The sequence below is a fragment of the Gilliamella sp. Choc5-1 genome, from assembly GCF_001690595.1.
GTDB lineage: Bacteria > Pseudomonadota > Gammaproteobacteria > Enterobacterales > Orbaceae > Gilliamella > Gilliamella apicola_M.
In genome coordinates, this window is the sequence record NZ_LZHH01000029.1 from 30416 (window position 1) to 53256 (window position 22841).

At 34.7% G+C, this 22841-nt stretch carries 18 protein-coding genes and 1 pseudogene; 3 read left to right on the plus strand and 16 right to left on the minus strand.

The features are described 5' to 3' along the window. Nucleotides 1-44: 44 nt before the first annotated feature. From A9G35_RS02835 to A9G35_RS02845, 3 genes are all read right to left on the minus strand, one after another. Nucleotides 45-389, minus strand: a complete 345-nt coding sequence (locus tag A9G35_RS02835) for a hypothetical protein (RefSeq protein WP_065635593.1) — start codon at nucleotides 387-389, stop codon at nucleotides 45-47. A 204-nt stretch (nucleotides 390-593) separates the two neighbouring features. Then, the gene (locus tag A9G35_RS02840; RefSeq protein WP_065635594.1) at nucleotides 594-2138 is read right to left on the minus strand and encodes a multicopper oxidase family protein; all 1545 of its coding nucleotides are present in this window, start codon (nucleotides 2136-2138) and stop codon (nucleotides 594-596) included. Between the two features lie 121 nt (nucleotides 2139-2259). Next, a complete protein-coding gene (locus A9G35_RS02845; protein WP_065635595.1) occupies nucleotides 2260-2637 on the minus strand; it encodes a hypothetical protein in 378 nt (125 codons plus the stop codon). Between the two features lie 201 nt (nucleotides 2638-2838). Here A9G35_RS02845 and A9G35_RS02850 point away from each other — a divergent pair, with 201 nt between their 5' ends. Further along, nucleotides 2839-3921 (plus strand): MJ1255/VC2487 family glycosyltransferase, encoded by a 1083-nt coding sequence (locus tag A9G35_RS02850; RefSeq protein WP_218057181.1) that lies wholly within the window; start codon nucleotides 2839-2841, stop codon nucleotides 3919-3921. Nucleotides 3922-3931: 10 nt separating this feature from the next. Then, entirely contained in the window at nucleotides 3932-4435 is a 504-nt protein-coding gene (gene folA, locus A9G35_RS02855) for a type 3 dihydrofolate reductase (RefSeq protein WP_065635597.1), read from the plus strand. A gap of 60 nt (nucleotides 4436-4495) precedes the next feature. On the opposite strand, the gene relA is transcribed toward folA, so the two are convergent. From relA to dauA, 11 genes are all read right to left on the minus strand, one after another. Further along, nucleotides 4496-6754: a GTP diphosphokinase gene (gene relA / locus A9G35_RS02860; RefSeq protein WP_065635598.1), complete on the minus strand. Its 2259-nt coding sequence runs from the start codon at nucleotides 6752-6754 to the stop codon at nucleotides 4496-4498. 3 nt (nucleotides 6755-6757) lie between these two features. Continuing rightward, on the minus strand, nucleotides 6758-8095 hold the full coding sequence (rlmD, locus tag A9G35_RS02865) for a 23S rRNA (uracil(1939)-C(5))-methyltransferase RlmD (protein WP_065635599.1): 1338 nt from the start codon (nucleotides 8093-8095) through the stop codon (nucleotides 6758-6760). 13 nt (nucleotides 8096-8108) lie between these two features. After that, nucleotides 8109-8597 carry a pantetheine-phosphate adenylyltransferase gene (coaD, locus tag A9G35_RS02870; protein WP_065635600.1) on the minus strand — a complete coding sequence of 163 codons (489 nt, stop codon included), beginning with the start codon at nucleotides 8595-8597 and terminating at the stop codon, nucleotides 8109-8111. 609 nt (nucleotides 8598-9206) lie between these two features. Further along, nucleotides 9207-10226, minus strand: coding sequence for a galactose-1-epimerase (gene galM / locus A9G35_RS02875; protein ID WP_065635601.1), 1020 nt, complete (start codon nucleotides 10224-10226; stop codon nucleotides 9207-9209). After that, entirely contained in the window at nucleotides 10217-11374 is a 1158-nt protein-coding gene (galK, locus tag A9G35_RS02880; protein WP_065635602.1) for a galactokinase, read from the minus strand. The genes galM and galK overlap by 10 nt, the downstream gene beginning before the upstream one ends. Beyond that, the gene (gene galT / locus A9G35_RS02885) at nucleotides 11375-12424 is read right to left on the minus strand and encodes a galactose-1-phosphate uridylyltransferase (RefSeq protein WP_065635603.1); all 1050 of its coding nucleotides are present in this window, start codon (nucleotides 12422-12424) and stop codon (nucleotides 11375-11377) included. A 44-nt stretch (nucleotides 12425-12468) separates the two neighbouring features. After that, nucleotides 12469-13485: a UDP-glucose 4-epimerase GalE gene (galE, locus tag A9G35_RS02890; protein ID WP_065635604.1), complete on the minus strand. Its 1017-nt coding sequence runs from the start codon at nucleotides 13483-13485 to the stop codon at nucleotides 12469-12471. A 45-nt stretch (nucleotides 13486-13530) separates the two neighbouring features. Further along, entirely contained in the window at nucleotides 13531-14805 is a 1275-nt protein-coding gene (locus A9G35_RS02895) for an MFS transporter (RefSeq protein ID WP_065635605.1), read from the minus strand. Between the two features lie 476 nt (nucleotides 14806-15281). After that, nucleotides 15282-16445 carry a histidine-type phosphatase gene (locus A9G35_RS02900; protein ID WP_081300092.1) on the minus strand — a complete coding sequence of 388 codons (1164 nt, stop codon included), beginning with the start codon at nucleotides 16443-16445 and terminating at the stop codon, nucleotides 15282-15284. A 173-nt stretch (nucleotides 16446-16618) separates the two neighbouring features. Continuing rightward, nucleotides 16619-17320, minus strand: coding sequence for a tRNA (guanosine(46)-N7)-methyltransferase TrmB (gene trmB, locus A9G35_RS02905; protein WP_065635606.1), 702 nt, complete (start codon nucleotides 17318-17320; stop codon nucleotides 16619-16621). Between the two features lie 182 nt (nucleotides 17321-17502). After that, nucleotides 17503-19182: a C4-dicarboxylic acid transporter DauA gene (dauA, locus tag A9G35_RS02910; RefSeq protein ID WP_065635607.1), complete on the minus strand. Its 1680-nt coding sequence runs from the start codon at nucleotides 19180-19182 to the stop codon at nucleotides 17503-17505. A 471-nt stretch (nucleotides 19183-19653) separates the two neighbouring features. On the opposite strand from dauA, the gene plsB reads away from it, so the two are divergent. Then, nucleotides 19654-22074: a glycerol-3-phosphate 1-O-acyltransferase PlsB gene (plsB, locus tag A9G35_RS02915; protein ID WP_065635608.1), complete on the plus strand. Its 2421-nt coding sequence runs from the start codon at nucleotides 19654-19656 to the stop codon at nucleotides 22072-22074. Nucleotides 22075-22254: 180 nt separating this feature from the next. Here the strand turns inward: plsB and A9G35_RS14065 are convergent. Together A9G35_RS14065 and A9G35_RS02920 are read right to left on the minus strand one after the other, a co-directional pair. Beyond that, nucleotides 22255-22544 (minus strand): annotated as a pseudogene (locus tag A9G35_RS14065) (IS3 family transposase); the annotation flags it as partial. A gap of 35 nt (nucleotides 22545-22579) precedes the next feature. Then, nucleotides 22580-22841: integrase core domain-containing protein (locus A9G35_RS02920; RefSeq protein WP_141672645.1), on the minus strand; the 262-nt coding region annotated here is incomplete at its 5' end.

The window sequence follows — 22841 nt, forward strand, 5'->3', positions numbered from 1 at the left end:
GGCATTTGCCTTGTATAAAAATTAGTTTTATTTGAGTGTAAATTCTAAGAGGTAGTCTTTGGCCCAGCTCGTATGCCGTTATAAGGGGATAGTCGGATCGCCTTGCTAGGGGAAAGATCATCATAATTAGGCGTTATTAAAAATGCTACAGTATGCTGTTTTTTGGAAGATGATAGCGTTTGTGACGTTCTTTTTGTTGTTTCTTGGTGATCTTGTTCAAAAGATGCAATGGCACTAATTCCACTATGCGAAACGTCAGATTCCGATGGAAGCGCTTCGTTTTGACATAAACCAAATCCAGCAGCAATCACACCTAATAATAAGTGCGATAAAGCGGTTTTGATAATCAACCGTTTGCTGAGTTTTTGCCAGTAGTTAATGACGATCATAATCCGTGCATTTTAGCATTTTTTAGCAAAAGAAAAAACCCTTATTACAAAGGGAATAATGTGATAAAAGGAATTTTAATAAGATGATAGGTTTATAAAAACTCGCTTTTTTTCGGTAGTAATAAGCGAGTTTTTGTTAATTTATCTTCCTTAATCCAACCATACGAAAAAATTGAATTAAGGAAAGAAATATAAAGAAGGAGGCTATTCCACCATTAATTGCCCCATCATGCCAGTTGTTTCATGTTCAATAATATGACAGTGATACATGCGAAGCCCAGGAAGGTTTTGCTGTATTTTGATGGTGAGTTTTTCGTGTGGTCGCAAATTAATGGTGTCTTTTAAGGCTATGTACTCAGGCTGAGTTTTTTTACCATTTAATTCGTGCGATTGTACAATAAATTGTGCTCCATGGATGTGGAAGTTGTGATCCATATGGGAGTTGTTGAATATTGTCCATTCTTCAATATCATGAATTTTGCTTTTTAGATCAATTCGCGACATGTCATGACGTTTACCATTAATTAAAAATAACACACCCCCGCGTGGCTCTTTCATGTCCATTACTTCGGTATATTCCAGTAATTTATGGGCGACAGCAGGCCCCATGTTAGGTAGGTGGTTTAGTGTGTTTGGTAAGGTAATTGGTTCAGATTTAGTGAGTGTTAACTCGCCCAGTATTATATCTTGTTCTGGTGGTACATTGCCCATTTTATTGCGATCGTATCCGATTGATTGTAAATAGACGGTACTAGTTTGTTTTGGCATTATGATTAATTCAGCACGTTCAGCTGGGGTTAATAATAAGGGTTTAGTAAGCAAATAAGGTTTAGCTAATAATCCGCCATCAGTGCCAACTAAATAGACGTCACAGTTAGGGATAGAAAGATTAAGATATCGACCTGAACATGAATTCCATACTCGGATTCGTGTGGCCGAGTCTATTTTGATTTTTGGGCGGTAACAGCCATTTATCAATACAAATTGGCCTTCACGTCCATTCATCCAATCAAGCATTGAGTTATCAGCAATTTGGCCTTTATCAGTTAATTTCAAGTCTGAAAAGAACCAATGTTGTTCAGGGAGTGATGCTAGTGGATCGTGTTTGCTGCGAACAATAAATGTACCTGCTAAACCGCGATAAACTTGTTCGGCTACTGTATTGTGTCCGTGAGGATGGTACCAATAAGTGCCAGCAGTGCCTTTAGGAATGGTAAATTCATAAGTTCGACTGCCTCCTGCTGGAATTTCGTTTTGTGGATTGCCGTCTTGATCAGATGGAATGAGCAATCCGTGCCAATGAACCGTCGTTGGTTGAGTAAGTTCATTTTTTACAGTGATTTTGACATGGTCTTCTTCAAATACTTCGATTTTAGGGCCGGGTATCATTCCATTATAGGTCCAAAATTCTGTGGTTAAATCTGGCGTTAAGGTAATTTTGGTTGATTTTAGATGTAATGTTGCTTCAAAAACACCTTCTTGGTTACTTTCATTTTTTAAGTTAGCCAAAGTTGGTAAATTCATTCCTTGTGGTAGTGCTGAAGTTGATAAAAGTTTTTGCGGCATTTGATTGTGATTCATGTCCATATTCATGTGTTGGTGCATATTATCCCCCTTTTGACATTCATCAGAATGAGTATCACACATTGTGTCATGCATATTATTGTGCCCCATTTGGGCTATAGCTTTAGTTGCGACTAATCCACCGATAGCTGTGGTAATATTTATCAAAAAATTTCGACGTTTCATGATGTTCCTCAAAAATAGTTAAGTTTAACAATAACCTGCTGGTTATACTGATAAAACAAATATCAATATAATTCAGTTATTACGTGTTGTGTTACTTACTGCTTTTATTTACATAAATCAATTAAACAGCTTGCGGCGGTCTTAACTCTGGAATAAATTCGTTATATTGTAGAATAGGCTTAATGGGCAGATATCGTTCACTGCTAGACGAAATATAAAGTTTTATAGGAAAATTAGAAGCTAAAATATTGTAATTTAAACACTGATGAAATAAAGCACAAGCTGACATAACTGGTTTTTTTGGTAAAATCAAAACTTGCTTTTGAGAAATAGGTTCGTGTTTAGTTGTTAATTCAAATGCGGAATGAGCAGAATGACAAGTTAAAGCTGGTGATAATAATAAGTTAGATAAATGCCATGAAGAATAACTAAACAAAAATAGTATTGATGCTAATACAATTATTTGGCAAATTGGTTTATTTTGGGGTGTTATAGGCATCTTGATATCTCGCTATTTTTTGTAAAATAAATAATAGCCCTACTTAAAGTTTAAATATCACCTTGATATAACTAGTTTAATTTAATTGTATTGATTTGTCGACTTGTCTATTAATATATTAAAAATACTAAAATTTTAAGTTAATGTGTAAAAAAATAAGATAATTATGACGTGTTCTGGTATGATATTTAACAATAATAATTGGCAAATAATATTGATATGAAGATTCTTTTTGGTGTTCAAGGAACAGGAAATGGCCATGTCAGTCGTTGTAGAACTTTAGCTAAAGCATTAAAAAAAGCTGGAGCTGATGTTGATTATATTTTTAGTGGACGTGATCCTAAAGACTATTTTGATATGCAAGTTTTTGGTGATTATAAGACTTATCGAGGTGTCACCTTTGCAACACTAAACGGTAAAATTAATTTTCGTAAAACCATACAACGAATTCGCGCTTTCAGGCTGATTAAAGACGTGCGGGAACTCGATTTATCAAAGTATGATTGTATTATTAGTGATTTTGAGCCAGTCACTGCTTGGGCCGCACATCATCAACACCGTGAATGTTTAGGAATAAGCAATCAAGCTGTATGTCAATATCTTAAGCCTAAAGAATATGGATTAGTCGCTAATGTCATTATGAAATATTATGCACCAGTTACTAAACCAATTGGTCTACATTGGTTTCATTTTGGGCATAAGTTATTACCGCCAATGATTGATTCATTTCAAGCTGCACCAACAGAAGATGGCAATATTGTGGTTTATTTACCCTTTGAAGGCTTGGATGAAATCACTGTGATGTTAAAACAATTTCAAAATCATCAATTTATTTGTTTTCACCCTGATATAAAATTAGAATCACAACAAGGCAATATTCATTTTCAGCCCCTTGGTCGTGATAATTTCACCAAAGCGTTAGTGAGTTGCTCTGGCATTATTTCAAATACAGGTTTTGCATTGATATCTGAAGCATTAGCGCTAGGTAAAAAGATTCTTACTAAACCCGTTTCAGGTCAATTTGAGCAAATTTATAATGCTCAATGTTTACGATCTCTTGATATGGCAACAATTATGGAACATTTAAATTGTACCAAAGTTAAGTATTGGTTAGAGTTACCTTCGCCAAAGCCAATAATCTATCCTGATGTTGCTACCGAACTAGCCAATTGGATCGTTGCAGGACAAAAAGAGTCGTTACTTTCTTTAAGTGAGCGACTTTGGAGTCAAACTATTTTTCCTGAAAATGTTAATCAGCAAATAAAATCTTTAGGGTATGTGTAAAGGATTGAATATGATATTAAGTATTATTGTAGCCATGGCTAATAATCGTGTAATTGGCTTAAATAATCAAATGCCTTGGCATTTACCTGCAGATTTGGCATGGTTTAAAAAAAATACACTTAATAAACCTGTTATTATGGGAAGAAAGACATTTGAGTCTATTGGCCGTCCACTACCAAATCGTCATAATATTATTATTTCAAAGCAAGCACCAAGTGAACTTAATTCAATTCAAAATGTAAGTTGGGTTCAATCAATTGATGCCGCCATACTGTTAGCCCAAAAACAGAATGTTGATGAGGCATTTATTATTGGTGGTGGTAATATTTATCATCAAGCATTACCTTTAGTCGATCGGCTGTATTTGACTCATATTGATGCTAAATTGCAGGGTGATACTTATTTCCCTGATTATTTACCTGAACAGTGGCAAGTTATTCATCAAGAAATCCATCAACCTGATGATAAAAATCGTTATTTATGCCGATTTGAAATTTTAGAAAGAAAGTCATAAAGATTAAGTATTACCATTCAATTGCCACTAATATTATAAAAGTGGCGATTTTCATGTTAGTTAGCCTTGAAAACGTTTTGCTTCAACAACATCGGGTAGTTGTTTGATTTTATTGAGTACTCGATTTAACGAGTCTTGGTCAAATATTTCCATATCGACATCGATTGTTGCTAGTTGTTGTTTCATATCTGAGCGACTAATTAGTCCTAGAACATTTACCTTTTCGTTAGCTAAAACAGTAGTAATATCTCGTAATAAACCACTTCGATCGTTTGCAACAATTTGCACGACCATGGTGTAGCTTGAAAGGGTATTATCACTCCAAACAGCCTGGGTAATACGTTCAGGCGCATGATTTTTAAGCTCTTGCAACTGTTCACAATCAGCACGATGAATTGAGATTCCTCGTCCTTGGGTAACAAATCCTACAATGGGATCACCAGGAATAGGGCGACAGCAATTTGCTATGGTGTACATTAAATTACCCACACCCTCAATAATAATTTCACTTCCTTTTTTATTATTAGTTTTATTGGTATTTTTAGTTTGTATATTTGATTTTTGAGCAATTTGTTTTAATACAGCTTCGTCGGCTTCTTCAGCAGTGGGTTTATTAAATTGTGCATTGATGAAGTTAACTAATTGGTTAATTCTTACATCACCACTACCAATACCAGCAAGCACTTCGTCAAATGAATGTGCGTTATATTTGTTGATTAGGATTTTTTCAACACTTTTTATACTAATATTTAAAGGTTCAAGCTCATGCTCTAAAATTTGTTGACCAGCAGCAATATTTTTATGTCGATCTTGTTTTTTAAACCAAGTTTGAATTTTAGCTCTGGCTCGGCTACTGTTAATAAATCCTGTGTTAGGATTTAGCCAATCACGGCTTGGGTTAGGATGTTTTTGAGTAATAACTTCGATTTGATCACCCATTTTTAAGCGGTAGGTAAATGGTACAATTCGTCCACTAACTTTTGCACCAATACAACGGTGTCCAACATCACTGTGAATATGGTAAGCAAAATCAAGCGGAGTTGAACCTGCTGGTAAGTCAACCACATCACCTTTAGGCGTAAATACATAAATTCGGTCATCAAAAATTTGACTACGGACCGCTTCTTGGATTTCGCCGCTTTCTGACATTTCTTGTTGCCATGTTAATAATTTACGCAGCCAAGAAATTCGCTGATCATAAGCGGTCATTTTATCCGTACTGCCTTCTTTATACTTCCAATGAGCGGCAACGCCTAGTTCTGCATCGTTGTGCATTTGTTCAGTACGGATTTGAATTTCAATTGTTTTATCTTGTGGACCATAAACAACCGTATGAATTGATTGATAACCATTCGGTTTAGGGTTGGCAACATAATCATCAAATTCTTTGGCGATATGTTTGTAATGACTGTGTACAATGCCTAATGCATTATAACAATCTTCGATACTATCGCTGATAATACGCACAGCTCTAATATCATAGAGATCTTCGAACTTAAGATGTTTATGTTCCATTTTTCGCCATATACTATAAATATGTTTTGGGCGACCATAAACTTCAGCACGAACGTGATCTTGGTTCATTAGATCTTGTAAATGATTAACAAATTGGTTGATATATAATTCACGATCTAATCGTTTTTCATGTAATTTTTTAGCAATAAAATGATATTCATTAGGATGTAAATAGCGGAAGCAAAAATCCTCTAGCTCCCATTTTAATTGTCCTATGCCTAAGCGATTAGCTAAAGGTGCATAGATATTAAAACACTCTTTAGCCGCAAGCACTTGTTCTTCTTGCGGTGCATTGATTAAATTGCGCAAATAGGTAATGCGTTCTGCCAATTTTATAATAACACTGCGAAAGTCATTTGCCATTGCCAGTAACATGCGGCGAATACTATCAATTTGTTCAGTGGTTGCACTGACGCTACGAATTGCGCGTAGTTGGCGAATTTCTTTCATTCTGACAATGCTTGAAATAATATGAGAAATTTCACGATCGAAATCTTCAGGAATATCTTCTCGACGAATTATTTTGCTATCAACAAAAGGAAGTAATAAAGCAGCACATAAGCTATTGATGTCCATATTAAGTGTTGCTAATATTTCAACCATTTCTATTGAGTTTTGAAAACAATAGACTTGCTCAGGTGCGCCTGCGCTACTTTCAAAACAAAAGTCCCAGATTTCTCTAAATTTTGTATAAGATGCGGGGTTAGTTAGTAATAACTCTTGTTTTGCCCATCGTTCAACATCAAACTGGGTAAGTGGATAATGTTCTTCGCTATGTTGGTGTGCGCCTCTAATCGATACCATAACTTATGTCCCTGATTTTATTAACAACAACATTGATTCAATGTGTTTGGTTTGCGGAAACATATCTAAAATAGCAACTTGAGCAATTTGATATCCTGCATCGATAAGTTCTTTGCTATCTCGTGCAAGTGTAGCAGGATTACACGATATATAAACAATTTTTGAAGGGGCTAATTTTGCGATTTTAATTGTTGCATTAAATGCACCAGCTCTTGCTGGATCTAATAATACTTTATTATATTGTGATTGACTCCATATCGAAAATTGTTGAGTATCATCTAAATTGCTAGTTAAAAAATTGGTTTCCGCACAAATCTCAGTATTATTTAATATAGTGTTAAATTTTGCTTTTTCAACTAGAGCATCAACACCTTCAACTCCCGTTACAGTTTTACTTAATTTTGCTATAGGTAACGAAAAATTACCCATTCCACAAAACAGATCTAAAACCCGATCTGTTGGCTTTAACGTTAGCCACTCAAGCGCTTGATTAATCATTTTTTGATTTATTTTACAATTTACTTGAATAAAATCGAGAGGGCTAAACGTTAATTTTAGGTTATTAATTAAATAAAAATGTTCAGTATTACCTGTAATATGCACTAATTCTTTGCCATGAAAATAAAGTGAAATATTGTTATCTTCGGCAAATTGTTTTAATAATTTACTATCATGTTCAGTTAATGGCATGGTGTGTCTTAAGACGATAATTATGCCACTATCGACTGAAATTAATTCAATATGACCAAGCGCTTTTTTCTGTTTGATGTGGTTTAGTACGCTTTGTAAAGGTGTTAGCAAGGAATCTAACTCAACAACTAATATAGGACAATGTTTAATATTGGTTATTTGGTTTGATTCAGCTTGACGAAACCCAATCACTAATTCGCCTTTTACAATATTAATCGACAGTCTTGCCCGTCGACGATAATAATAAGGCTGATCGGCAATAATGTGTGTGGGATTTTGAGTAATATGGGTTAATGGTTGTCCTGTTTCTTTTTGTAACAGTTTGATTAATGCATCATACTTTGCTTGTTGTTGTAAATGGGGTGAAATATGTTGCAATTCACAACCACCACATTTTTGATAATATTCACATTGTGGTTTGACACGGTCTTTACTCAAATTATGATATTTAATAACTTTGGCTTTAGCATAATTTTTTTTATTTTCAGTTACTTCAACATCAACGGTTTCATTAGGCAAGGCAGATTTAACAAAAATTGTTTTACCATTATGATTAGCAACACCTTGCCCAAAAGTATCTAAGGATGATACTGTTACTGTCAATTTTTGTGGTTTGAGCTTCTTTTTCTGTGGAGTGTAAAAATTAACCATATCCGTTTTTAACTTATGTTAAGCGCTTTAATAATTCTGTTTGAACATGCAAAGGAACTAAGTTTGAAACTTCACCACCATGGTAAGCGACATCCTTAACTATTGTTGATGAAATAAATCCCATTGCGATTGATGGCATTAAAAATATTGTATCTAAATCTGATTTTAACGCCCGATTCATTTCAGCCAGTTGTCGTTCATATTCAAAATCATTTGTGGTGCGTACTCCACGAACGATAACCGTGGCATTATGCGCTAACGCAAAGTTAGCCATTAAATTGTTAAAACCGATAACTTCAACATTAAGTAAATGCTCAACAGCGGTTGAAGCTAAGTTAACACGTTTTTCTAATGTGAAAAGTGTATTTTTATTAGGATTTTCAGCAACGGCAATAATTAATCTAGGAAAGAGTAACGAAGCCCGAGTAATAAGGTCGATATGCCCATTAGTGATCGGATCGAACGTGCCAGGGAATATTGCAGTTAAAGCTTTACTTTTCATGAGTGATGTTATCCAGTAGGTTTGATTCTTATATGATACCTAATTTTATAAATGAATGTTAGTTTAACCTTATAAATTCCGCATTGTTTTGCTCTTAAATGCTTACTTTTTTGCAGGTTCAGGAAAACATCGAGTTGTTACATTTCATGATTAAAATACCCTTCTAAAAACGCATAAGGTGTTTTTCCTAAAATTGCTTTATAGGTTTTAACGGTATTACAACAATTAATAAAGTGTTTAAGCTTCTGTTTTATCTCTTTTCAATCGCTAATATTGGCTGCTTATACCACATCTCAATTCAAACTCGCATCACGCTTTCGGTTTTTCCATTGGTTTGTGGACAGGTGATTTTTGTCGATTTTTAGTTGATATGCTGGTTATTACTCAGTTTATCTAAACAGATATTTTATTTAAATAAATAAAGACAGCGTCATTTTGTCAAAAAGTTTCAGGAGTGCACTACGTTTATGTAAAAAAACTAAAAAAATCAAATGAATGTGGGAAGGTAAATATTTTCTAGCTTTCTTTATGATATCAGCCCTTATCGTGTGTCTGTGATAGGGCGTTAATTTTGTTTTTTATGGATATTTATTACCGTAATTTCTCAAATTACGGTAAACAATGTGAGGAATTTCTACAGGTAAATTGATAAGTTGTTTGATGGCTATAAATCTGATTTGGTTGCAACCAACAACTTTCTTGTGGCCATTTAGGATGATGAGGGCTATCAGGTAAAAACTGCGTTTCTAACGCGATCCCTGCAAAGTTATCATATTCGCCGTTATGGCGATTTGGCGTATGTTGTAAAAAATTCCCTGTATATACTTGTAAAGATGGTTTGGTCGTTGTGATATTCATTGTCACTTTTTTATCAGATGAAACGAGCTTAGCGGCTATAGCTTGATTTTTATCCAATAAATAAGCATGATCGTAACCACCTGTAATTTGTCGATCAAGACTTGCTAATAATCTATCAGATATTAGCCTTGGTTTACGTAAATCCATATCGTTTTTGGTGACACAAACTAAATCATTACTTGGTATGCCATTGCTATCAACAGGTAAGTATAAGTTAGCATTAACTTGCAAGGTGTGGTTAAGAATATCTTTGCTAGTTTCTCCATCTAGATTAAAGTAAGCATGATTGGTTAAGTTAACAGGTGTTGTTTTGGTAGTTGTTGCTTTAAATTTGATAACGACTTTATTGTCATCAGTCAATTGATAGGTAGCTTCAACATTAAGTTCACCAGGGAAACCTTGATCACCATCAGGTGATGTTAAAGTAAATGTGATTTGTTGATCAGATTGAGATTGAATGTGCCATAGTTGTTTATCAAAACCTAACTTGCCTCCATGTAACTGGTTTACACCTTGATTAGCCACAAGTGGGTAGTGTCTATTGTCAATATCAATTGTCGCATTGGCAATACGGTTAGCGTATCGGCCAATTGTAGCACCTAAATAAGCATCTTGCTTTTCATATTGTTCGAAAGTTTGGCAACCCAGTAATACTTCACGGTTTTGTTCATCGACAGGCAATATACAAGAGAGCCACGTGGCTCCCCAGTTAGATAGTTTAATTTGCATACCGTGCTTGTTTGAAAGTGTGATTATCTGTTTTATAGGCATATCACGTTAGCTCCTTCAATTGGGTGGCAGATATAGAAGTCTTCTTTAATACCAAACTTTTTAACATAATTGTGGTTAACTATCGTTTTAACATCGTCAACTTTAGCTTTTGGCACTAAAGCCACCACACAACCACCAAAGCCACCGCCGGTCATGCGAACACCGCCTTGTTCACCAATTACACCGTGAATTATTTCAACTAGATAATCAATAGCAGGTACAGTAATTTCGAAATCATCGCGCATAGAGTTGTGGCTTTGAGCCATTAGATTTGATAACAATTTGTAGTCACCATTAGCTAGAGCTTGAGCTGCTTTTATAGTCCGTTCGTTTTCAGTTATCACATGGCGAGCACGTTTATAAGCAATTGGATCGAGCGTACTTTCAATATGTTTTAAATCATCTAACGATGCATCACGTAGTGCTTTTACGCCGAGCGCCTTAGCTGCTGTCTCGCATTGCTTGCGTCGGGTATTATATTCGCTATCAACCAATCCGCGTTTGATATTAGAGTTAATAATCACAACTGCGAAATCTGTAGGAATTGAAACTGGTTTAACTTCTAATGATCGGCAGTCGATTAGCAATGCATGTTGAGCTTGCCCAAGGGCGGAGATCAGTTGATCCATAATACCGCAATTGCAACCAACGAATTGGTTTTCAGCTTCTTGACCGATCAATGCTAATTTAGTGCCATCTAATTGCAAATTATATAAAACTTGAAACATCTTTGCTACAGCAACTTCAAGTGATGCTGATGAGCTTAATCCTGCACCTTGAGGCACATTACCACTGATTGCCAAATCAACGCCGCAAATATTATTAGCATATTTTTTTAGGTGTTTTACTACGCCACGCACATAGTTTGCCCATTGATATTTGGTGTGTTTTTCAAAAGGTAAGTCTAACGAAAATTCATCTTGTTGATCATCATAATCAACCGCAATAACTCGAACAAGATTATCTGAACGTTTGTGACAACTTATTATCGTTTGATAATCGATAGCACAAGGTAAAACAAAACCATCATTATAATCGGTATGCTCGCCAATCAAATTTACACGACCGGGGGCTTGTATAAGTGTATCGGGTTTATAATCAAATTTAGATTCAAATGCTTGTGTAGTTGCTCTGATTAATGCGTTCATCTATTTATCCTTTTTGTCTTTATAATGCACATCACTAACGTTACGTAATCTTTCAGCTGCTTGCTCTGGGGTTAAATCTCTTTGTACTTCGGCTAACATTTCGTAACCTACCATAAATTTTTTTACTGTGGCGGAACGTAATAAAGGGGGATAAAAATGTGCATGTACTTGCCAATAATCATTTTTATCTTGCATAAATGGCGCACCATGCCAACCCATAGAGTATGGGAAAGAGCAATGAAATAAATTATCGTAGCGACTCGTTAATTTTTTGAGCGCAATAGCTAAATCACTTTGTTGTTCGTCATTTAATTGGGTTAATTGTGGAATGTGAATTTTTGGTAATAATAAGGTTTCAAATGGCCATATTGCCCAAAAAGGAACAATGGCAAGCCAATACTTAGTTTCTACAACGATTCGCTCACGATTAATAAGTTCCTTTTGGGCATAATCAACCAATAAATTGCGATGGTATTTTTCAAAGTAATTACGCATATTTAGATCTTCACGCGCAATTTCATTCGGTAAAAAGCTATTAGCCCAAACTTGTCCATGTGGATGGGGGTTAGAGCATCCCATTGCTGATCCTTTGTTTTCAAATATTTGTACCCAAGGATAACGTTGACTAAGTTCTTGCAGTTGCTCGATCCAAGTTTTAATAACTCCTTCAATAGCGGCTAAATCAAGTTCTGGCAACGTTTTACTGTGATCAGGTGAAAAACAGATAACTCGGCTCGTTCCTTTTGCACTTTGCATTTGAAATAGTGGATCTGCACTTTGTGGTGATTCAGGTGTATCTTCTATTAATGCAGCAAAATCATTGGTAAAAACAAACGTTCCAGTGTAATTGGGATTGATATCACCTGTTACCCGTTTATTTCCTGGGCACAAAAAGCAAGTCGGATCATAACTTGGTTTTTGCTCTTCGTTTAATACTTCTTGTTGCCCTTGCCATGGGCGTTTTGCCCTATGTGGTGAAACAAGTACCCATTGATTGGTCAATGGGTTGTAACGACGATGAGGATGGTCAACTGGGTTAAAAATATCCATTTTTGCCTCTTCTGTTAATTTTGTATGTTTTATAAAATGTATTGTTAATCAGGATAGCCTTGAGGGTTATTTGATTGCCAATTCCAAGAATCTTTTACCATGTCATCAAGCGTGAGTTTGGTTTTCCACCCCAATTTTTGTTCCGCTTTTTTTGCATCAGCCCAAAAAGCGGGTAAATCCCCTGCACGTCTTGGTGCAAAGTGCCAATTGAGTGGTTTTCCTGATGCTTTTTCAAAAGCGGTGATAACTTGTAATACACTGTAACCAACACCTGAACCTAAATTGTAAATATGTACGCCATGTTGGTTATGATCGGCTTTGAGTGCCGCAATATGTCCATCAGCCAAATCAACAACATGGATAAAATCACGCACACAAGTACCATCCGTTGTTGGGTAGTCATTACCAAAAACGGCTAATGATTCACGTTTGCCAACAGCAACTTGAGTGATATATGGCATAAGATTATTAGGAATACCTAGTGGATCTTCACCCATTAAACCACTTGGGTGAGCGCCAACAGGATTAAAATAACGAAGTAAAGTTAATGACCAATCAGGTTCAGCAACGGCTAAGTCCATAATACATTGCTCAACCATTAATTTACTCTTTCCATACGGACTAGTAGGTAAACCTTGTGGTAAAGTTTCCACATAAGGAACTGGCGCAAGCTCACCATAAACCGTTGCTGATGAGCTAAATACTAACTGTTTAACTCCAGCATTACGCATTGCCTTCATTAGTACAATACTGCCGTAAACATTATTTTCATAATATTCAAGTGGTTTGTGTACTGATTCGCCGACTGCTTTAAGACCCGCAAAGTGAATAACTGCACTAATGCTATGTTCAGCAAATATTTTTGCTAATAATTGTGCATCACAAACATCACCTTGATAAAAATCGACTTTTTTTCCTGTGATTGTTTGTATTCTATCTAATACCGAAGCCTTGCTGTTGAATAAATTATCAAGCACAATTGGCGTATAACCAGATTGAATTAATTGAACACATGTGTGACTACCTATATATCCACAACCACCAGTTACTAATATTTTCATAATAAAACCTTCATCTAATTCAATAATAGTTATAGTGAGTGTCTGCTAATCTTCAGACCTTTCACTGCTTTTATGTTTCCACAGATCCCATGGTCCACGCCCTGATAATGTAAAGGAAGAAATCAGAGTAAAACTGAATGCGATAAAACCAAGGACTAAATATGCTCCTTCAAAACCTATTTTAACATACATTAGGCCGGCAAATATGGACATAAACATAATCGATAGTTGTTTTGCAAAACAAAATGCAATTAAGTAAACAGTTGCGGATAAACGAATAGGGAAGTGCGTGGTAATATATTTAAATGCACCAACAAGTAGTAAAGGCGCTTCAAACATATGTAATGTTTTTAATATAACAACTTCGACTGCAGAGCTAGCAAATGCTGAGCCTGTGATACGAATAGACATAATAGTACCAGCTATGAGTAGGGTATTTTTACTGCCTATTTTCATGACAATCAGTGGTGCAAAAAACATTACTGTTGCATTTAAGAATTCGCCAAGTGTTGTGACATAGCCAAATGCTTCTCGACCCACTTGTTCACTAGAAAAAAATGAAGTAAAAAAGTTAGCAAACTGTTGATCAAATACATCATAAGTACAAGCAACACCAATTATGTAAAGCATAAAAAACCAAGTTTTACGCATTTTAAGTAAATTAATAGCAAGTTTTAGATTAAATGGTTCAGGTTTGTTTAATCCCATTTGCTCAACAACTTCGGTCGTTGACGTTTTGGCAGGATCGGCAATTTTGACTAGAAATAGAAGAATCAATGCAAATCCAGAACATAACCAAAAAACGGCATTGACATCTTTAGAAATCATAATTCCAACAAACGAGGCACATATGGCCCAACCAAAACAGCCAAACATACGACAACGACCAAATTCAAAACCACTACGTCGACTTATTTTTTCGACAAGTGCTTCAATAGCTGGAGCCCCCCCACTAAACACCATACCAAGATAAAGCCCACCAGCAATGGCGCCTAAAGTGACATTAAATTGAAGTAAAGGTCCTAAAACGAATATAAAAAATGGTCCAAATAACACAAGAAGTAGAGTGATGATCCAAAGAAGATGTTTTTTTAATCCTAATTTGTCAGAAATCAATCCAAACAAAGGTTGAAAAAAAAGCGCAAATAATGAAATAAATGAAAAAACGTATCCAGTATTTGCTTCATCTAGACCATTCATTTTTAACCAAACAGGAAAAAATGGGAAATATGCGCCCATAATAAAAAAGTAAAGAAAGAAGTAGATACTAAATACCCAATAATTCTTATTACTTAGTGATAATTTTATTTTTTGATTCATAATGAACTTCCTTTGTTAGGCTTTAAATGATTAACACACTCATTTAGAAATCGATTACATTCTTTTTAAGAATAGGAAAGTTATTTGTTAAAAGCGATAATAACATTAAAGAAGGTTGTAAAAAGTGATCTAGATAACATTTTATGAAATCGTTTACATTAAGTGTTATAATTGATTCTGTCAAAAACTTTCAGGAAAGGTATGTGTTTATGTATAATCTTAATCTTTTTATGATAATAACCATCATGATTTATGAGTGGTTTACTTAAAAAGAAGATTTAGGTTAATTAATTAGAATAGATTTTAGCCAATAAAACGCAATCTTTCTTAAAATCGATTACATTTCGTGTTTGTTTTATACTGAAACGGATACCTTTCCTGAAAGTTTTTAACAAAATTTTTGTTATTATAATCTTTGTTTGTTTATCGTTATTAGCTTATTTAATTTTAGGCGACATTGAATAATTTAACGATAATTAGTTAATTTTGAAAGATTTTATTCGTTCCTCAAAATCTGACCAACTATAATAACCCTCATTATTAATCGCTGCATTTTTTAGTTGAAGTTGATAATGCTGTGGTGGATTATCCGCATTCAGTACTTGTCCATTATGGAGTTGTTCAAAGCTTTGATAAATATATTCAGCTTTAAAAAAGTATTCTCCGGTAGATAGGTGACGAAAACGTTGTAAAGCGACTTTTCCACCTATTGGTGTGCTTTCAAATTGCTTTGGTAGTTGATAAGTTTCAAACTCTAATGCCCCTAGCAATGATACAATTGTACTATCGTGCCCTACAAGTAAGTTTACTGTATTATCTTGTTGCATAAGATTGTCTATAGTATTGATGATGGGCGTAGCAGAATGTTTTGCCAGTGTTTTAGTGTGGCATATTAAATTAATATATTGATTACGAAGCTGAACGATTTGTTGCCACTGGGCTAAGTCATTTATTCTTCCCCATGCAATATGTTCTTTAGGAAATGCTGAATAATATTGTAATACAAAGGCATCAACCGCTGATGCCCCTATCGCTAGTGCGCCAAGTAATGCTGGCTCTTCATTTTTTTCCAGATGAAGCTTAAGCGGAATATCAGCTAATGGGCATTGGTGTTTAGCATATAATGTTGAATGTCGATAATCTAAAATATCAGATAAAACTTCATAAGCGGGAGCTAAATTTTTAAAAATGGACTCGGCTTGATTGGTTTGTTCAATGTCATGTAATACTGCTTGTTTTAATTCTGGTGAATCATCTCTTAGGCTTGGATCAAAAATAGGATCCATCTTTTCGATTGGGTATTTATGGTTAATTGCAATATCATAACCTGCATAAGCACCAGCGATAATAAATTGTGCGGTTGCGACAGTTCTTTGTAGGCTATTAGCATAAACAAATATTTTTGGAGCAGTTACCGAAAGTTTTATGTCATGGGTTTCAAGCCATTGTGATAAATAGTGTCCAAAATAGACTTCTAAAGCACCTCCTCGGGTTGTTAAATAACCATAAGGATGTTGCCATTTAGGCCATTTAAATGGTGTTACTTGTTCAAGAAATTCAAGTGTATTTTGTAACGGTGTACGAATACCATGACGGCTTAATATAACAACTTTATCTAATTGGTAGTGCTTGTTTATCATTTTTGAATCAACCTTATTTATGTAGATAATCTAAAATAAAACTACGCTACTTGAATAATCGATTATTTTTACCTGTGTTAATGGGGTTGAGTTATAAGCTTCAACAGGGCGACGGTAATAAATCAATTATTTCATTTTGTATAATGGTTCCTTAATGGATTGCTAGTTATCCATTATTTTTTCATAAATTGCAAATCCCAAACACCATGACCAAGATTTTTCCCTCGTTTTTCAAATTTTGTAATTGGCCTATCATCTGGTCTAGGAATGTAATCTCCCGTTGGTGATAAATTTTCAAATCCTTCCGCTTGGGTTAAAACTTCTAACATATGTTCTGCGTAATGTTGCCAATCTGTTGCAAGATGCAAAATGCCACCTAATTTTAATTTTTTGCAAATTAACTGCACAAATTTAGGCTGAATAATTCTACGTTTGTTATGTCTTGCCTTATGCCAAGGATCAGGGAAAAAGATTTGTACTTTATCTAGTGAATGATTAGGAATCATATTTTCTAATACTTCTACAGCATCATGGCACATTACTTTTAAGTTTGATAATTGGTTTTCTTCAATTGCCATTAAACAAGCACCAACACCGGGCTTGTGCACTTCAATTCCTAAAAAATTTTTATTGGGTGCTTGTTTTGCCATTTCAACAAGCGAAGCTCCCATGCCAAAACCGATTTCTAGCACTATAGGTGTGTTTGTGTCAAAAGTAATGGGGGAATTTGCATTATATTCAATACTAAAGATAGGCCATAAATTGATTAATGCTTGCTCTTGCCCTTTGGTTAAACGTCCTTGCCTTAAAACAAAACTACGAATGGCTCTTTTGGTATTGATATTTGGGTTATTAGTTTTTAATTGTTCATTCATTACATTATCTACTTTGCTTATGGAATTTCTACAGCTAATTGATAGTTTATTTGTTAGTTTACCCGATTTTAAGTTCACAACATATCAAAAATAATTTAGGAAATGAAAAAAGATAGTCAAGACTCAATTTACTGCACAGTAATTAGTTTTATTCAAACTTTCACTGCACAGTGAATTAGTTATTAAGGCTTAGTTTTATCTTTCAGTGCTTCATCTAATGTTGAATAGAACATCAGTTTATTAGAAATAGGAACTATTTTTGCACGAGCTAGTGTCTTTAGTGGTTGAAATTGTAACTCACAAATTGATAAATCAACATCTTCAGGTAGTTCATCAATAAAATGTATTAAAGCATTGAGCCCACCAGCATCAAGAATAGGTACAGCATCCCATTGTAGTACTATATGTCTATATCCATTAATCTTTTGATAGATTTCTAAAAATGTGCGTTCAGCAGCAGCAAAAAACAGTGGTCCATTAATGCGTAATGCTAAGATTTTATTATCGCTACGATTAAGTTCAACTAAGCGAGTCATGCGAGCAATACGACGCATAAATAAAATTGAGGCAAGTACAATCCCAAGTGTAATGGCAATCACCATATCAAATAGGACTGTTAACGACATGCAAATAAGCATAATCAAAATATCATCTTTAGGCGCGCATTTGATAATATAAATGACGCGTTGAACCGCGCTCATATTCCATGCCACGATAAGTAATAATGCCGCCATAGCAGAAAGTGGGATAAATGATAATGCTGGTGCAAAGCAAATAAGAGCAAGTAAAACAACTAAAGAATGCAAAACAGCGGCAATAGGCGAAGTTGCACCTGCTTTGACATTTGCCGCCGACCGTGCAATAGCCGCTGTTGCTGAAATTCCACCAAAGAATGGTGCAATAAGATTTCCTAAACCTTGACCAATAAGTTCACTATTTGAGTGGTGTTTAGTGTGTGTCATTTCATCTAATACCACAGCACAGAGTAATGATTCAATTGCGCATAACATTGCCATGGTCAGTGAAATTGGTAGTAAGGCAGTAAATGTTGACCAATCCCAAGTAAACTTAGCATGCTGCCAAGGTAAAATAAACTCTGGTAGAACAGAGGGTATGCCATGACCTATCGTATTATCAGCTAGTGTATAGGTAAATCGTGAACCAATCGTTTCAATTTGATAGCCAAATTGATTAAAAATAAACATGACAATAACGCCAGCAATCAGTGCCGGTAAATGTCCTGATATTTTAAGCCTTAGTTTTGGCCATACGATTAACACAGTCAGTGTTACTACACCGACCATAGTGTCAGCAATATTAATAGTTGGTAGCGTTTTAATTAGTTCAATAACTTTACTAATATAACTTTCTGGCATATGTTCAAGCGTTAAACCAAAAAAATCTTTTATTTGCATGGTCGCGATAGTGATAGCAATGCCTGAAGTAAAACCTAATACAACCGGTAATGGGATATATTCAATTAATCGACCTAATCGAATCAATCCCATTAATACAAGAAATATACCAGACAGTAATGTTGCAATAAATAACCCCGATAATCCATATTGTAATGATACAGGATATAAAATAACTACAAAGGCTGCTGTAGGCCCAGAAACACTAAACTTTGAACCACCTGTTAATGCAATTACAAATCCCGCTATAATTGCAGTATATAGGCCATGCTGAGGAGGTACACCACTAGCGATTGCCAGTGCCATTGCTAGTGGTATGGCTATAATACCAACAGTTATTCCGGCAATTAAATCTTTTATAAAACGAGTAGTGTTGTAAGGGGTACTTATACATGCAGATATCAATGCACAGCTAATTTTAGTGTTAGAAAGGCCATATAATTTCATTTTTTAATCAATTAGGGGAAAATTATCTTAAGTGTCTAATAAGATAATCTTTTTTACAGAAAATAAAAGTGTGTTATGAAAATAAACCTCTTTTTATAGAATCTTTATGTAGATAAAGATTAATTACATTACTATCTAATAAATATAATTCATTTTTTTATTTTTTTATATGCAAAGTACAATACACAAATTTATTTATAAAATTAATATTGAAAATAAAAGCCGAGTAGATTCGTGGCGTTGCTAGAAATAAAACGTTATAATCAAGTTTTTATTTACCTAAAATCATATGGTCTAAAGATTGTGCAAATTTGTTAACAATCAAATGGTAATAAGTATATACTTAATTGCTTTTTAATTTATCAAAACACTATCTAGCTTTACAAGTAAAATATTTTGTTTAGTTAATAAGTTAAATAATTAAAATCAGTTAAGTATGTCAATAATACAAAAGTATGAGGTTTATTTTTTATGTTTTCTTGGTGGAGTAAAGTTTATTTTTTTCTTATCCAAATGCTGGTAAAACTTTTTGTTAAAAGTAAACCGATTCCTACTGATCCGATAACAGAATTAGACCTTGATATCGATAAACCCATTTTATATGTATTACCTTATAACTCTCAAATCGATTTGATGGTAATTCGGTCACTTTGTTTACAATTTAATTTACCCGATCCATTAATAGGTATCGACATCAACGGAAAAAACGTTCCTGCTTATATCTATATTGACAAAGGTCCTGGCATTTTTGCATCAAATCAACAAAAAAATAAAGCAATTGGTATTTTAAGAGATTATATTTCAGCACATCAACAAAATCATGATCTTGATATTCAAATGTTACCCGTTTCGGTCATGTTTGGGCGTCGACCTGATAAAGAAGGCAAAAAAAAGTTATCACTACAAGTGCTTGGTGCAACCAGTAAATTTTTTAAAATAATGACGTCAGGAAGAGACTGTTATACACGCTTTTCTCGTACTGTTTCGTTTAAAGATATCGATGTTGCAGAGCAAGACCTTTCAATGTTAGCCCATAAGTTGGCACGAGTTGCGCGTATTCATTTTGCCAAACAACGTATGGCTTCAATTGGCCCTAAGCTTCCAGTTCGCCAAGCAATGCTCAATAATTTACTCAAAAAGCAAGTAATTTCAGAAGCAATACAAGAAGAAGCCAAAAGTAAGAATATTACTCTTGATAAAGCGAAAAAAAATGCATTAGCTAATTTGAACGAAATTGCCGCTAGTTTTTCTTATCGTATGCTTAGAGTGACTGATTTTGTCCTTACTTGGGCGTGGCATCGACTTTATCAAGGACTAAAAGTGACCAATGCCGATCCTGTTCGTGAATTGGCACAAAATGGTCATGAAATTGTCTATGCACCTTGTCACCGTAGCCATATGGACTACTTATTATTATCTTATGTGCTTTATCGACAAGGTTTAGTTCCGCCACATATTGCTGCAGGTATTAACCTAAACTTTTGGCCTGCAGGTCCTATTTTTAGACGATTAGGCGCGTTTTTTATTCGCCGTTCATTTCGAGGTAATAAACTCTACACATCTGTTTTTCGTGAATATTTAGCCGAGTTATTTATTCGTGGTTATGCTGTTGAGTATTTTGTTGAAGGTGGGCGCTCTCGTACAGGTAGGTTACTCGATCCTAAAACGGGGATGTTAATGATGACCATTCAAACATTATTGCGTGGTGATGCAAGACCAATTACTGTTGTTCCTGTTTATATTGGTTATGAGCATGTACTAGAAGTCGCAACCTATGCCAATGAACTACGAGGCGCTAAAAAAGAAAAAGAGAGTTTGTGGCGAACTATCAAAGCATTTTTAAAACTAAAAAAATTAGGGTTTGGTTACGTTAACTTTGGTCAACCTATTCCATTAAATCAATTTCTAAACCAACATGTTCCAGAATGGCGAGATGCTATCGAAGCAACAGGTACCCAACGTCCACAATGGTTAACACCAACAACCAACTTACTTGCTAAACAGATTATGGAGCATATCAATTCATCAGCAGCAATTAATGCAATGAACTTATGTTGTTCAATCTTATTAGCAGCTGAACAGCGAGCTTTAACCAAAGCCAGACTTTTAGAACATATTGATTATCTAATAAAATTATTAAATGCCATTCCTTATTCAAATTTAATTACTATTCCAGAGCAAACAGCAAAAGAATTATTTGAACATGCCAAAGATATGGGCAAATTCATTATTACTACTGATGAAGCGGGGGAAATGGTTGGTCTTACAAACGAACAAGCAGTGTTAATGACTTATTATCGCAATAATATTCAGCATTTACTGATTATTCCTGCCATCATAGCCAGAATTATGATCAAACATAACCAAATTTCACCTGATGAAGTTTTACAACAAGTAAAATTACTTTTCCCTTTAATTAAATCAGAGTTATTTCTTTATCATAATGAAGAACAACTTACTGAATATGTAAATAAAATTATTAATGCGTATGCTGAATTAAACTTTATCAACTATTCACACGATAAATTAACATTAAATAATTTAAAAATGTCCAGATTACAATTAATTGCGGCATCATCTAAAGATACTCTGCAACGTTATGCTATTGCGTTTTCTTTATTACAAAAAGAACCAACAATTAGCCGTGCGACGCTAGAAAAAGAAGGTCGATTAATTGCTGAACGATTATCTGTCTTACACGGCATTAATGCGCCTGAATTTTTTGATAAAGGTGTGTTTTCAATATTAGTTGCATCATTACGTGAGCAAGGTTATTTAGATGACCAAGGTGATGAAAATATACCAAAAATTGAAAAAATGAACGAAACACTTAAACCGCTTATTACTACAAGGGTAATGCAAACTATTGACGAGATTAATTTGAGTTACTAAAGTAAAGTCTAAAATTTGGCTGATATCTGATTTAGCTAATAAGCTACTTTTATTACTAAGAATCAGATTAACCACCTTTTGAGCATCTTCCTTGTTGATCCTAGCCAAAATATTAGGCAGTGTCCATCGCTACCATTTTGTTGTTTCGGTAATATTTTTATTCATATTGCAGCGGCGATACCAGCCGTTGGCTGAATGATGACGTATACGATTATAATAGATCCCAATATATTCAAATAGTGCTTGATCAGCTAACTTCCCGTTTTGTAGTAACAGTCATGGATAATATGGATTTTGAGTGTATGAAAGAAACTTTCAACAATCGCATCATCAAAGCAGTTGCCTCTTCGACTCATGCTTTGTCTTAGTTCATATTGTAACAATAATTGATTGAAATCAGCACTGCAGTATCGGATTCCTTGGTCACTATGAATGAGTACATTTTTAGGAAAGTGACGCCGAAACAAAGCCTACTTTAATGTATTACTGGAATGGCAACACATTTTCAAACAAAAAAATTAAGGGGTAAGTGTTTTTTAAATTCAACGGGAGGCAAGTAGCCTAACGAAGAATGTAATCGTTTATGATTATACCAATAAGCATAAGCCGAAAAAGCGCGTTGTAACTCAGCCGTTGAGTTAAAACGTTGGCCTTTTACAAATTCCGTTTTAATTGTTTTAAATGTCGCTTCCGCTACCGCATTGTCATAAGGACATCCTTTCTTGCTTAATGAATGCGTGATATTAAATGTCTTAAAACAATCCGCT